The following is a 13,564-nucleotide window of genomic DNA, read 5'->3' as shown; positions in this document are numbered from 1 at the left end:
CCACGAGCGCGCCCCGGGGAAAGTCCAGCAGAAAGTCCAGCAGAAAGTCCAGGAGAAGGAGTCGACCATGGCGGACGAGGCACCTGACTACTTCCGTCCCGAGGGCGGGGCGGTGCTCTCCACCCTGCTGATCGTCCGGGACGTCGACCGGTCCCGGGAGTACTACCAGCGGGTGCTCGGCGCCACCTGCGTGCGGGAGCGCGAGCCCTGCGTCCTGCGATTCCACAACAGCTATCTGGTGCTCAACACCGAGGGTGGCCCGACCGACGACAAGCCGACGGTCAACGCGCAGGCTCCGGCCGACTCGAACACGCTCGGCTGCGCGATGAACATCCGGGTGACCGACGTCCGGCGGGTCTACGCCGAGTGGTCGTCCCGGGGCGGCGAGTTCCTCACCGAGCCGAAGGACCACGGCGTCGAGATCCGCTGCTATCTCCGGGACCCGGACGGCTACCTGATCGAGGTCGGTCAGGGCACCGGCATCCTGGCCGAACAGGACCGGGCGTCCCGCTGACCGCTCGGCCGGCCGCCGTGTCCGGCGGCGGTCGCGCACGGTCGACGGTAGGCACGGCGGTCAGCTCCACCTGGCAGGATCGTCGTCAGCCGACGGACGGGAGGACCGATGCTGCTGCCGGCGCTGGGTGGGGTGCTGCCGGACCGTCCGGACGCGGTCCGGGTCGACGGCGAGACGGCCTCGTGGGAGGAACTGCGCACTGCCGCCGCCGGGGTCGCCGGCCGGCTGGTCGGGGCACCGGCCGTCGCCGTGTACGCCACCGCCTCGCTCTCCGGCGTGGTCGGGGTGCTCGGCGGGCTGATGGCCGGCGTACCGGTGGTGCCGGTGCCGGCCGACGCCGGACCGGTGGAACTGGCGCACCTCCTCACCGACTCCGGAGCCGCGCTGCTGCTGGCCGAGACCCCGCCGCCGTACCCGGTGCCGGTGCCGGTCGAGCCGGTCCGCACGGCGGGACACGCACTCCCCGACGACCTCCCCGAACCACCGGGCACGGCCACCGCGCTGATCCTCTACACCAGTGGCACCACCGGGGCGCCCAAGGGCGTCCTGCTGACCCGGGACGCGATCGCGCACGACCTGGACGCCCTAGCCCAGGCGTGGGCGTGGACCCCGGACGACGTCCTGGTGCACGGGCTGCCGCTGTACCACGTACACGGGCTGGTGCTCGGGGTGCTGGGGGCGCTGCGGGTCGGCTGCCGGCTGGTGCACACCGGCCGACCCCACCCCGACCGGTACGCGGCGGCCGGCGGGACGCTGCTGTTCGGCGTACCGACGGTCTGGTCGCGGATCGCGGACGATCCCGGGTCGGCCCGGGCCCTGTCCGGCGCGCGGCTGCTGGTCTCCGGGAGCGCGCCGCTGCCCGAGCCGGTCTTCGCCCGGCTGGCCGAATTGACCGGGCACCGGCCGATCGAGCGGTACGGCATGACCGAGACCTTGATCACGGTCAGCACCAGGGCCGACGGCGACCGCCGGCCCGGACACGTCGGGTTGCCGCTGCCGGGCGTGCAGACCCGGCTGGTCGACGATGCCGGTGCCGTGCTGCCGGCCGACGGGGAGAGCATCGGGGAACTCCAGGTGCGCGGTCCGACCCTCTTCGCCGGCTATCTCGGGCTGCCGGAGGTGACCGCGGCCTCGTACACCCCGGGCGGCTGGTTCCGCACGGGTGACGTGGCGACGGTGGCGCCGGACGGCCAGCACCGGATCGTCGGCCGGGCCAGCATCGACCTGATCAAGAGCGGCGGGTACCGGATCGGTGCCGGCGAGGTGGAGAACATGCTGCTCACCCACCCCGGGGTCCGGGAGGCGGCGGTGGTCGGCGCCCCGCACCCGGACCTGGGCCAGGAGGTGGTGGCGTACGTGGTCGGCGACGGCGTGACCGCCGAGGCGCTGATCGACTTCGTCGCCACCGGGCTGTCCCGGCACAAGCGGCCCCGCCGGGTGCACCTGGTGGACGCGCTGCCGCGCAACGCGATGGGCAAGGTGCAGAAGCGGCAGTTGCTGGCCTGACCGGACCGGTAGCCGGGCTCCGCCGATCCGCCCGGATCCGGTCTCGGCGGGCCCGGGCCAGCCGGCCGCCGCGCGGATCTTGATCCACTCGCCGGGCCCGGACGGGGCGCGGGTAGCGTGGTCGGGGGCACACCGCCGAGGAGGCGGTCGCCGGCCAGCCGGTGCGGGGTGCCATGGTGACGACAGGCTCGTCGGGAGATCCGACGGCGTCGTAGCGGACCGGAGGAGCGCGCGTGCAGACCCGCACTGATCTCGTCGAGGACCTGATGGGGCGCTTCCCGCACATCCCGCGCGAGGCGATCCTCAAGGAGGACCTGCTGCGCGGCGGCATGGCGTTCGACGACTCGGCGCTGACCGACAACGAGAACGGCGAGGTCAAGCCGAAGTCGTACTTCATCTTCTCCTTCGACCACCGGACCCTGCCCGAGCTGGGTTCGGCGGCGCTGCGCCGGCCACCGGAGGAGATCGTCCTGACCGGCGGCCCGTACGAGCTGCGCCGCACCGTGGTCTCGGTGCGGGTCAACCCCGACTCGCCGTACCGGGTCAAGGACGGCGGCGACGGGGTGCTCCGGCTCTACCTGGACGACCGGCCGATCGCCGACGTCGGGCTGCCACCGATGCCGGAGTACTACCGGCACACTCTCGCCGGCGGCAAGTCGGTGATGGAGGTCGCCCCGACCATCCAGTGGGGCTACCTGATCTACCTGACGGTCTTCCGGGTCTGCCAGTACTTCGGCGCCAAGGAGGAGTGCCAGTACTGCGACATCAACCACAACTGGCGCCAGCACAAGGCGGCCGGCCGGCCGTACACCGGGGTGAAGCCGGTGGACGAGGTGCTGGAGGCGATGGAGATCATCGACCGGCACGACACCCTCGGCGCCTCGAAGGCGTACACCCTGACCGGGGGGAGCGTCACCTCCAAGGTCGACGGGCTGGCCGAGGCCGACTTCTACGGCCGGTACGCCAAGGCGATCGAGGAACGGTTCCCGGGCCGCTGGATCGGCAAGGTCGTCGCCCAGGCCCTGCCGAAGGCGGACGTGCAGCGGTTCCACGACTACGGGATCCGGATCTACCACCCGAACTACGAGGTCTGGGACAAGCGGCTCTTCGAGCTCTACTGCCCCGGCAAGGAGCGGTACGTCGGTCGCGAGGAGTGGCACCGCCGGATCCTCGACTCCGCCGAGATCTTCGGGCCGCGCAACGTCATCCCGAACTTCGTGGCCGGGATCGAGATGGCCGAGCCGTTCGGCTTCACCACCGTCGACGAGGCGATCGAGTCGACCACCGAGGGGTTGCAGTTCTTCATGTCCCGGGGCATCACCCCCCGGTTCACCACCTGGTGCCCGGAGCCGACCACCCCGCTCGGCCGGACGAACCCGCAGGGCGCGCCGCTGGAATACCACATCCGGCTGCTGGAGGCGTACCGGGCGACGATGGAGGCGAACGGCCTGAGCAGCCCGCCCGGTTACGGCCCGCCCGGGGCCGGCAACGCGGTCTTCTCGGTCAGCTCCTTCATGGACACCCTGCCGCCGAACTGACCCGCCGACCCGGCCGCCCGCCGGCCCGGGTACCTTGCCGGCTGTGGGCGGCGACCGTGCCGGCGGTGCCGGCGGTCCCGGCTCTGACGGCGGGACGACGACGGCAGCACGCTCGTGGCGATGCGGCCGGTGCGGCTCGCCCCGGCCGGCGACGGCCGGCTGCCACCGGCCCGGGAGCGGTCATTCCGAGGTGTTGGTGGTCGAGGGCACCCCGTCGGTACAGGTGATGGTCATCTGCACCTGACGGTTGCCGTGCCGGAACCTGACCATCGTGGCCGCCGCCGGCCCCGGCTCGACCTCGTCGGTCCGGTAGGGGCGGTTCGGTGTCCACGACAGCAGCCAGGCGCCGCCGTCGGTGCAGGTCGCCTGCACCGATCCGCCGTCCGAGGTCAGCGTCCTCCCGTCCGGCGCCGAGGTCGACGACGGCGGCGACTCCGGGGTCGACGGCGCCGGCTCGCCCGGTCCGGTCGGTGTCTCGCCGACCGGACCACCACTGACCGGCCCCCCACCCGGCTGCCCGCCGGGAGGAAACCCGGTCACCGGACCGGGCACGGCGCTGGGCGATGTCCCCGGGCCGCCGGCGAGTGGCGTCAGCGGCCCCGGTCCCGGCGGGGGAGTGCCGGACCCGCCACCGGTACGCCCCGGCCCGCCGGTGTCCACGGTCGGCCGGTCGCTCGGACCGGGCTCTCCGGCGCCGCTGCGCCCGCCCACCCCCGAGCCGAGCGGATCGGCGATCCAGAGCAGCAGCGCGGTGACGGCGACCGCCGCCGCCCCGGTGGCCAGCACTCCGGCGCGGAACTGGGCGCCCCGGCCGCCGGAGGCGCGGGGCACCAGCACGGTCGAGGGTTCGCCGTCGACCGCGGCCGGGGCCAGCGAGTGGGCGAGTTCGTCGTCGACGATCCGCACCCCGGCGGCCCGGGCGAGCACGGCGGCGACCTCGCGAGCCGCCGGACGTTGTTCCGGGTCCTTGTCGAGGCAGCGTCGACACAGTTCGGCGACCTTCGCCGGTACGTCCGGCAGCGGCGGCAGCGGCGCCGGTTCGACGTACACGTGCGCCCGCAGCATCTGGGTCGCGGTCTCCACGCTCCACGGCGGGCGTCCCGCCAGCAGGCGGTAGAGCAGCACCCCGACGCCGTACACGTCCGAGGCGGGCACGACGGCGTCGCCGCTGATCCGTTCCGGGGCGAGATATCCGGGGGTACCGAGGAGTTCGTCACCCCACTCGTCCGCGTCGCCCGGTCCCACCGCGGCGGCGATGCCGAAGTCGACGACCTTCGCCCCGGACGGGGTCACCATCACGTTGCCGGGCTTGATGTCGCGGTGCACCAGGCCACGGTCGTGCGCGGCGGCCAGTGCCGCCGCCACCTCGGCACAGATCCGGAAGACGACCTTCGGCGGCAGCGGCCCGGCCGCGAGACGCTGTTCGAGGGTGCCGCCCTCGACGAGTTCCATCACCACGTACGGCACGCAGGTCAGGCCGGTGACCGATTCGCCGAAGTCGTACACCTGGGCGATGTTGGGGTGCGACAGTGCGGCTGCCGCCCGCGCCTCGTGCCGGATCCGGCGTCTGGACAACGGGTCCCGGGCGTGCGGGCCGGCCAGTAGCTTGACCGCGACCGGGCGTCCGAGCACGTCGTCACGGGCCCGCCAGACCACCGCCATGCCGCCCCGGCCGAGCTGCTCTTCGAGCCGGTAGCGGCCGCCGAGTACCTGCTGCGCCTCCACGGGGACAGTCTGCTCTGTGCGGCGAGTGCCCGCCCGGCCCACACGCCGGTTCATGGCGGTGATTGTCCTCGATCGGGCAGCAACTCGACCGAACGGTCGAGGGTGGAACCGGGCGGTGGGCGACGGGGCGGACGCGATCGTCCGAGCGGCGTGTCGACGACGTCCGGGTACGACGTCTCCGGGCGCTATTCGGGTAGGTGGACCGGGACGCTGGTGACCACCACCCCGGGTACGTCCCGCAGCGCGCGACGCAGCCGCAGCTCGGTGCGGGTGTGCAGCAGTTGGTGCCACAGGTGCCGGACCACGATCTCCGGTACCACCACGGTCAGGGTGACCTCCGGACGGACCGAGTGCAGGGCCTCGACGTACTGGGCCAGTGGTGCGATCACGGTCCGGTACGGCGAGATGATCGTCTCCAGTCGCAGGTGGTCGCCCCAGGTCTCCCACTGTCGGCGGAACCGGTCGGCCTCCTCCTGCTCCGGGCTCAGGTGCACCGCGAAGGCCGGCTGCCCGAGCGACGTCGCGTACGCCAGCGCCCGCAGCGCCGCCAGGTTCAGCCGGGCCACCGGTACGACCACCAGGTGTCGTACCTCGCCCGGAGTCAGGTCGACCCGCAGGTCGCCCGGTCCACTTGTCTCGGCCACCTCGTTCGGCCGGCGGACCTGCTCCGCCCCGCCGAGCCGCTCGGCCTCGGTCCCGCCGTCCGGTCGGGCCGTTCCGGAGCCGGTGCCGGGAGTCGTGGCCGGCAGGGTCAGCGCCTGCCGCATCGCGTCGTAGTGCCACCGGATGTGCAGGCAGAGCAGCACCAGCAGCGGTACGGCGACCACCACCACCCAGGCGCCCTCGACGAACTTGGTGATCGCGGCGGTCACCAGGACCAGGGTGCAGAGCAGCGCGCCGGTCGCGTTCAACGCCGCCCGCCAGCGCCAGCCCGGTTCACGGCCTCGGCGCCAGTGCACCACCATGCCGCTCTGCGAGAGGGTGAAGGCCAGGAAGACCCCGACGGCGTAGAGCGGGATCAGCGACTGGGTGTAGCCGCCGAACGCCACGAAGATCAGGGCCGCCGCCACGGCCAGTGCGATGATCCCGTTGCTGAACGCGAGCCGGTCTCCCATGTGCAGGAACCGCCGGGGCGCGTAGCTGTCCCGGGCCATGAAGAAGAGCAGCCGGGGAAAGTCGTTGAACGCGGTGTTCGCGGCGAGCAGCAGGACCAGGGTGGTGGCGGCCTGGATCAGCGCGTACCACGGTCCGGTGCGGAAGGTCTCCCGGGCGAGTTGGGAGAGCAGCGTCTCGTCGGCCCGGGGGACCAGCCCGTTGAGGTGGATCAGGAGGGTCAGTCCGGCGAAGAGCACCACCAGGATGGCGACCATCCAGGTCAGCGTCGTCCGCGCCTGGCGCCACTCGACCGGCCGGAACGCCGGCACCGCGTCGGCGACCGCCTCGATCCCGGTCATCGAGGCCGCACCGGAGGCGAAGGCCCGGAGCACCACCAGCAGGCCGAGCCCCTCCACCGCGCCCACCGGCGGCGGTGGGACCGGTTCGAAGCCCCGGCCCGCCGCCCGGGCCACGCCGACGACGAAGAGCAGGCCGATGGCGGCGATGAAGAGGTACGTCGGCGCGGCGAAGATCTTCCCGGCCGCCCGTACCCCGCGCAGGTTGCCGGCGAGCAGTCCGGCGATCACCAGCAGGCCGAAGGGGACCGTGAACGGGGTCAGTCCGGGCAGCGCCGAGGTGATCGCCTGCACCCCGGCCGCCACCGAGACCGAGACGGTCAGCACGTAGTCGAGGATCAGCCCGGCCGCGGCGGTGAGCCCGAACCGGGGACCGAGGCTGTCGGAGGCCACCAGGTAGGAGCCGGCGCCGTGCGGGTAGGCGTAGACCGTCTGCCGGTACGACGTGCCGACCGTGATCATCAGTATCACCAGCGCGGCGGCGATCGGCAGGGAGAGCCCGAGCGCGCCGCTGCCGGCCAGCACCAGGATGGCGAGCATCGCCTCCGGCCCGTACGCCACCGAGGAGAGCAGGTCGGAGGAGAGCACCGGGAGCGCGATCAGCTTCCGCATCCGCTCCTGGAGCACCGCCGCGCTGGCCAGCGGCGGTCCGAGCAGGGCACGCCGGAGGGTGCCACCGACCCGACCGAACCGGGTGTCGGTGGTGCTCGCCGAGCCGGTCGCGGTCAACTGCCCCCGTCGCTCGGTCCGGAACATCTCGATCCGGCCCAGCCGGTGGAAGCGACTCGGCGCGGGCGGGTGCCGGTACTGCTCCAGGCTCGGATCCAGCGGCAGTACGGCGTCCCGGGGTGGGCGGCCCCGCAGGTCCGCCCGCCACCGCTGGCCGACCTGGTGCAGGGCGGCCAGTTCGGTCTCGTTCAGCGGCGGAAACTCGGCCGACGGGCTGAAGGTGATCGTCGGGTGCTCGGGCGGTGTGCCGCCGTCCCCGTTCCGCTCCTGCCGCCCCGCCATGCTCCGCCTCGTCCTGCCGCCTCCGCCTCGCACTGTCACCGATCCGGCTGGCCCACGGCACCAAAATGGCGATACTCGGCCGGAAAGTACGAGGCCCGCCGAGCTGGCCGGGACCGGCCGACAACGCGGTACGGCAACCCGACCTGGCGGCTATACGACAGTCGCTCCCGCCGGCCCCGGACCACGAGGACGGTCCCGGCACGAAGGCGGGACGCGGCTGCCGTGCCGCCGTCCCGGGCGGGTGACCCCTCCGGGGAGGTCATCGGGCCGATGCGCGCCCGTCCGTCGACCCGGGCCTGCGCTGACCTGCGACCCGGTAGTACCGGTCGGACGGGCCGTGCCCGCCCCGGATCCCGGCCACTACGCTGTTGCACCGGTCAGTAGCATCGAGCCATGCCACACCAACCCCAACTCGCGGAGTCCGACTCCACCGAGGTCATCGCGGTGACTCCCGACGGGAGGTCCCCGGGCGCACCGGCTCCGAAGCGGCGGCGACGCACCAGGCGGATAGTCCTCATCACCCTGCTGGTGTTGGCATTGCTGGGCGGCGGCGGCGCGGTCGCCGCCGGTCTCTACGTCCATTCGCTGGAGTCCGGCATCGAGCGGGTCGAGGCGTTCGACGCGGTCCCGGAGGAGTCCCGGCCGGTCAAGGTGGCGAAGGACGCCAAGAACATCCTGATCCTCGGCAGTGACACCCGTGACCCGTCCAACACCGGCGGATCGCGCAGCGACACCATCATCCTCGCCCACCTGCCGGCGGACCGGTCGAGCGCCCAGCTCGTCTCGATCCCCCGGGACACCTGGGTCAACGTGCCGAAGTCCAAGGACGGCAAGCACGGCGGCCGGGATGCCAAAATCAACGCGGCCTACGCCTGGGGCGGCATCCCGCTGATGGTGCAGACGGTCGAGAAGTTCACCGGGGTCCGCGTCGACCACGTGGCCCTCGTCGACTTCGCCGGCTTCAAGGAGATCGTCGACGCGCTGGGCGGCGTGCAGATCACCGTCGAGGAGAGCTTCACCTCGACGCACTCGCTGCTGCCGAGCGGACGCCGCGAGTTCAAGAAGGGTACCCAGGTGATGGACGGTGCGCAGGCGCTGGACTACGCTCGGGAACGTTACGCGTTCAAGGACGGTGACTTCGCCCGGATCCGGCACCAGCAGCAGGTCATCCGGGCCATCCTGGACAAGGCTGCCTCCGGCGGCACGCTGGCCAACCCGGCCAAGCTGAACTCCTTCGTCCGGGCCTCCGCCGACGCGGTCTCGGTCGACAAGACCCTCTCGATGCTCGACATGGGCATGGAGTTGCGGCATCTGCGCAGCGGCAACCTCACCTTCGTGACGAGTCCGACCCAGGGCACCGGGCAGGTCGGCAGCGAGAGCGTCGTCTTCGCCGACCGGGACAAGGCCAAGAAGTTCTACGAAGCGGTCCGCCGGGACGCGGTGCCGGAGATTCTGAACAACGCCAAGAAGTAGTCCGTACGCCAGCCGCCGTGTCTCGCAATCCACACCGGACCGGTGACCGGGAGCCAGCCCCGGTCACCACTGTGGCGCCGACGCGCCGTCGGGACACGGCCTCGACGGCGCGCACCGCCGGGTCGCCACCGGCCCGGTCGCGCCGGTCGGCGCACGGGCGGCCCTGGAAACACGCGCGGCCGGGCCGTATCCTGCTGGCGACTTCGCACGGCCTCGGGATCCCGCGACCGTGTACCGGGGGAGGTCATGGAGATGACGAGATGGCCGGCAGTGCAGCCCGGCACGGCGATGAAACGTGCCCTCAGCCACGACGCCGGTCGGCTGGCGCCGCAGCCGGTGGAGCCGTCCCGACCGGTCGAGGCTGACCACCGGACGATCCCGCGCCCTCGTGCGGCGGACGAGCCCATGGAGAGGCTTCAGCCCGGACTCGACACCACCGCCGTGCTTCCCTACGCCGGCTCGGCCACCTCGAAGCGGACCCGCAGCCTCCGGGCCTGGATGGTGACCGCTCCGGTCGACCTGGTCGCCCTGCTGGTCCCGCTGCTGCTGACGGACCGTTACTGGCGGGGGACGTTGTTCGCCGCCGGTCTCACGGTGACCATCTTCGCGGCCGGTGGGCTCTATCGCGGCCGCCGCCACATGAGCATCCTCGACGAACTGCCCACCCTCTGCGGCCGGCTGCTCGCCTCGGCCGGCACCGTGGCGATCATCGCGGCGATGCGGCACGGCTCGGTGGAGTACGTCGCGGGCTTCATGCGGGGCATCGCCCTCTCCGCCGGACTGGTCATCGTGGGGCGCACGATCACCCGCCGCGCGGTGGTGCTCGCCCGTCAGCGCCGCTGGGTGGAGCACAACGCCATCATCATCGGCAGCGGCCCCATCTCAGTGGAGTTGGCCCGCCTGCTCCGGCGCAACCCGCGGTACGGTCTCCGGTTCGCCGGGTGCGTCGACTCCACCCACCGCCACCTCCCGGGGTCGGCGCCGCTGATCGGCACCCTCGAGGACCTTGAGGATCGGATCGCGTTGACGGAGTGTGACGTCCTGATCATCGCCGATCCGGAGTGTCCGGAACCGGCGTTGATGGAGCTGTTGAGCCGCCCAGCGAGCGCCGGTTGCGACCTCTGGGCGGTGCAGCGGCTCTGGGGGTCGCGTTCACCCGGCGGGATGCCCGACCACATCGGAGCGATCCCGGTCGTGCAGATCCGGTACACCACCCTCTCCGGGCCGCGCTGGGCGGTGAAGCGTGCCTCCGACCTCGTGCTCGCCTCGGTGGCGATCGTCGTGCTCAGCCCGGTCATCCTGTTCTGCGCGATGCTGACGTTCCTCGAAGGCGGCCGGGGCATCTTCTTCCGGCAGGAGCGGATCGGGCAGTACGGCAAACCGTTCAAGGTCATCAAGTTCCGCACGATGCGTCCCCGGGACGAGCACGAGTCACAGACCAACTGGTCCATCGCGGACGACCGCCGGGTCGGCCCGATCGGCCGGTTCATGCGCCGCACGTCCCTGGACGAGCTGCCCCAGCTCTGGAACATCCTGCGCGGCGACATGACCGTCGTCGGGCCCCGCCCGGAGCGTCCGTACTTCGTGGAGAAGTTCTCCGCCGAACACCCCGACTACGCGATGCGGCACCGGGTGCCGGTCGGTCTGACCGGTCTGGCCCAGGTCAGCGGCTTGCGTGGTGACACCCCGATCTCCGACCGGGCCCGGTTCGACAACTACTACATCGAGAACTGGTCGCTCTGGCTCGACACCAAGGTGCTGGTACGGACGATCGCCGAGGTGTTCCGCGGCGGTGGTCGCTGAGCCGTCAGTGCCGGCCCGTCACGCCGCGGCCCGGAGCAGCGGCAACCATCTGCCCTGGAAGCCGTCGAGATAGCGCTCGGGTTCGGCGTCCAACACCGACTCGAGCAGGGTGCCGACGACGGTACGCAGGTCCAGGTCCGACTTGAGGTCGCCGTCGTCGAGATCGGCCAGGCTCGGCTGCTCGCCGTAGAATCCGCCGGCCACCCGGTGACCGAGCACGAAGACCGGGCCGGCGGTGCCGTGGTCGGTACCGTCCGAGGCGTTCGCCCGGACCCGCCGGCCGAACTCGCTGTAGACGACCACCGTCACCTGCCGGCCCGCATCGGTCCGGGACATCCGGGCGACGAAACCCGAGAGCGCGTCGTCGAGCCGCTTCAGCAGGCTCTCGTGGGCGCCGATCTCGTCGGCGTGGGTGTCGAAGCCGTCCAGGCTCACCGAATAGACCCGGGTCGGTACGCCGGCCTCGACACACCGCGCCACCAGCCCGAGCTGGGTACCGAGTGAACTCGTCCGGCCGGTGCCGGTGGTGAGGAGTTCGAGTTCCTGGCCGGCCGGATCTCTCGGCGCCTGCTCCGCCTCCCGGATCAGGTGCTCCACGTGCAGCAGGTCCGCGTAGGCGGACGCGGCCCGGCCGCGCAGTGCCGACTCGCCCGACTCGGACCGGCCCAACGCGGCGATCATCTCCGGCGTTATCCCGTTCGGCAGCTTGAGGCCGGCCGGGCTGACGCAGGCACCGGCCCGGCTCTCCCCGGCCAGCAGGGGCGGCAGTACGGGTTCGAAGCTCACCGCCGTCTCCGGCGGGGCCGAGGTGCCGTCCAGCCAGCGTCCCACCCAGCCGGTCGGCACCGGGCTGGTCGGCGAGGCGGTCTGCCAGATGTCCATCGACCGGAAGTGGCTGCGGTCCGGGCGGGGATATCCGACACCGAGGACGATGGCGAGCCGCTTCTCGTCCCAGAGCTTCTTCAGCCCTCGCATTCTCGGATTGAGCCCCAGCCGGTCATCGAGGTGCAGGACCTCGGCCGGATCGTAGGCCAGCTCGGGCCGGGCCGAGTGGTACGCGGGATCCGCGTACGGCACGACCGTGTTGAGACCGTCGTTTCCGCCGTAGAGGGTGACCACCACGAGCTTGCCGTCGGTGGCGGCCCGGGCGCTGTCCGCCGTGCGGAGCAGTTCGACCAGGCCGAGCGTGCCGGCACCGGCGGCCAGCGCACCGGCACCGACCACTCCCGAGGTGAGCAGGAACCGCCGCCGCGTCTGTATGTCCATCATCTCAGGCCACCAGGTATTCCGGGCTCACGAGGCCGAGGGTCAGCAGCCGGCGCGGATCGCCGGCCGCGTCGCGCAGCACCGCGTAGGTCCGGTTGGACCAGGTGTCGACGCAGAGCAGGTATGCCAGGTTCTCCGGGGTCAGTCGGTCGACCGCGGCCCGTTCGGCGATCTTGCCGGCGAGCCGGAGCCGGACCTGGGCCGCGGCGGAGGTCAGCCAGGCGCCACCGGCCCGCCAGCCGCCGACGTTGGGCGGTGCGAACGGGAGCTGACCCAGGTCTTCCAGGATCTTGAGCAGCTCGTCGTGGGTCTCCGTCGGCAGCGCCGCCGGCCGCAGCCCGAGCTGCCGCAGGGCGCCGATGAACCACTCGATCGGCTGCTTGACCATCTCGCCGTTGGTCGCCTGGAACGCGTCGTCGGAGAACATCACCTTGAGCATCGCCATCGGGATCGGGAACGCGGCGACCATCTTGTCCCGCAGCGCGTCCGGCAGCGGACGTGTCGACGACCCGTAGCGGAACCAGAGCCGGGCGGCGATGAACCGTGGGCAGGCCTCCTGAGCCAGCAGCAGGTCGATCAGGGTGGCCGCGGTGAAGTCCAGTGTCGAGCCGAGGATCGTCTTGCTGCCACCGTCGTGCTCTTCAGGGTTGAAGATGGAGCGTTCCTGGGCGAGGCTGTAACGCCACCCGGTCAGCGCCCGGCCCGCCTCCTTGACGTCCTTCTCGGTGTACTGGCCGATCCCGAGCATGAACAGCTCGAACAGCTCGCGGGCGAGGTTCTCGTTCGGCGCCCGCCGGGTGTTGCGGTTGCCGTCCAGATAGAGCGAGAGCGCCGCGTCGACCACCATCTGCCGGGCCATCGTCACGAAGTCCGTCGACTGCCGGAAGGTGCGGTGCTGCACCATCATCAGCTGTGGGCTGCGGACCTTCTTGATCGAGGTGGCCCAGTGGCCGTGCCAGAAGAAAATCAGTTTCTCCACCGCCTGGTGGCTGGCGACCGTCATCCGGTCCACCCACCACCGGGTGATCTGCTCGGTCTCGATCTCCCGGCGACGCTCGAAGGTGACCTTCTGCTCCGGGGTGGGGTCACGCTGTCCCGCGTACGGATCCCGGGCCAGCACGGGTATCGGGGCACTGGTCGCGCCGACGTCCGGGCCGGCGGGGGAGAGCAGGGCGGCCAACGTCGCCTTGTAACCGGCCTGCTTCGCCGCGGACAACTCGCTGGCGGTGGGACCGAAACCGGCCCGACGCAGCAGGAGCGCGACGACGTCGGTCATG

The 13,564-nt window shown here is 72.0% G+C and carries 9 protein-coding genes; 5 read left to right on the top strand and 4 right to left on the bottom strand.

All coding sequences use genetic code 11. From position 1 onward, the window contains the following. Window positions 1–67: 67 nt before the first annotated feature. From V1634_RS14510 to V1634_RS14500, 3 genes are all read left to right on the top strand, one after another. Window positions 68–514, top strand: a complete 447-nt coding sequence (locus V1634_RS14510; RefSeq protein ID WP_331208309.1) for a VOC family protein — start codon at window positions 68–70, stop codon at window positions 512–514. Window positions 515–622: 108 nt separating this feature from the next. Next, window positions 623–2,020: an acyl-CoA synthetase gene (locus V1634_RS14505; RefSeq protein WP_331208308.1), complete on the top strand. Its 1,398-nt coding sequence runs from the start codon at window positions 623–625 to the stop codon at window positions 2,018–2,020. Between the two features lie 233 nt (window positions 2,021–2,253). Then, window positions 2,254–3,558 carry a radical SAM protein gene (locus tag V1634_RS14500; protein WP_331208307.1) on the top strand — a complete coding sequence of 435 codons (1,305 nt, stop codon included), beginning with the start codon at window positions 2,254–2,256 and terminating at the stop codon, window positions 3,556–3,558. Between the two features lie 180 nt (window positions 3,559–3,738). Here V1634_RS14500 and V1634_RS14495 read toward each other — a convergent pair whose 3' ends face one another. Then, window positions 3,739–5,283, bottom strand: coding sequence for a serine/threonine-protein kinase (locus V1634_RS14495; protein ID WP_331208306.1), 1,545 nt, complete (start codon window positions 5,281–5,283; stop codon window positions 3,739–3,741). Window positions 5,284–5,468: 185 nt separating this feature from the next. Next, window positions 5,469–7,745 (bottom strand): APC family permease, encoded by a 2,277-nt coding sequence (locus V1634_RS14490; protein WP_331208305.1) that lies wholly within the window; start codon window positions 7,743–7,745, stop codon window positions 5,469–5,471. Window positions 7,746–8,138: 393 nt separating this feature from the next. On the opposite strand from V1634_RS14490, the gene V1634_RS14485 reads away from it, so the two are divergent. After that, a complete protein-coding gene (locus V1634_RS14485) occupies window positions 8,139–9,218 on the top strand; it encodes an LCP family protein (protein ID WP_331208304.1) in 1,080 nt (359 codons plus the stop codon). Window positions 9,219–9,623: 405 nt separating this feature from the next. Continuing rightward, a complete protein-coding gene (locus V1634_RS14480) occupies window positions 9,624–11,021 on the top strand; it encodes a sugar transferase (RefSeq protein ID WP_331208303.1) in 1,398 nt (465 codons plus the stop codon). Between the two features lie 18 nt (window positions 11,022–11,039). Here the strand turns inward: V1634_RS14480 and V1634_RS14475 are convergent, their stop codons facing one another. Then, complete coding sequence (locus V1634_RS14475; protein WP_331208302.1) at window positions 11,040–12,290, bottom strand: DUF1501 domain-containing protein; 1,251 nt, start codon at window positions 12,288–12,290, stop codon at window positions 11,040–11,042. 1 nt (window position 12,291) lies between these two features. Further along, entirely contained in the window at window positions 12,292–13,563 is a 1,272-nt protein-coding gene (locus V1634_RS14470; protein WP_331208301.1) for a DUF1800 domain-containing protein, read from the bottom strand. Window position 13,564 lies beyond the last annotated feature (1 nt).

This window comes from Plantactinospora veratri (genome assembly GCF_036421995.1).
In the GTDB taxonomy this organism is placed as follows: domain Bacteria; phylum Actinomycetota; class Actinomycetes; order Mycobacteriales; family Micromonosporaceae; genus Plantactinospora; species Plantactinospora veratri.
Note: the sequence above shows the minus strand (reverse complement) of the source record. Positions and strands in the feature narration are given on the sequence as shown.

Bases quoted from the DNA above. Each gene is read 5' to 3' on its own strand.
- V1634_RS14490 (WP_331208305.1), bottom strand. From the start codon at position 7,745: ATGGCGGGGCGGCAGGAGCGGAACGGGGACGGCGGCACACCGCCCGAG.
- V1634_RS14470 (WP_331208301.1), bottom strand. From the start codon at position 13,563: ATGACCGACGTCGTCGCGCTCCTGCTGCGTCGGGCCGGTTTCGGTCCC.
- V1634_RS14510 (WP_331208309.1), top strand. From the start codon at position 68: ATGGCGGACGAGGCACCTGACTACTTCCGTCCCGAGGGCGGGGCGGTG.
- V1634_RS14475 (WP_331208302.1), bottom strand. From the start codon at position 12,290: ATGATGGACATACAGACGCGGCGGCGGTTCCTGCTCACCTCGGGAGTG.
- V1634_RS14485 (WP_331208304.1), top strand. From the start codon at position 8,139: ATGCCACACCAACCCCAACTCGCGGAGTCCGACTCCACCGAGGTCATC.
- V1634_RS14480 (WP_331208303.1), top strand. From the start codon at position 9,624: ATGGAGAGGCTTCAGCCCGGACTCGACACCACCGCCGTGCTTCCCTAC.
- V1634_RS14505 (WP_331208308.1), top strand. From the start codon at position 623: ATGCTGCTGCCGGCGCTGGGTGGGGTGCTGCCGGACCGTCCGGACGCG.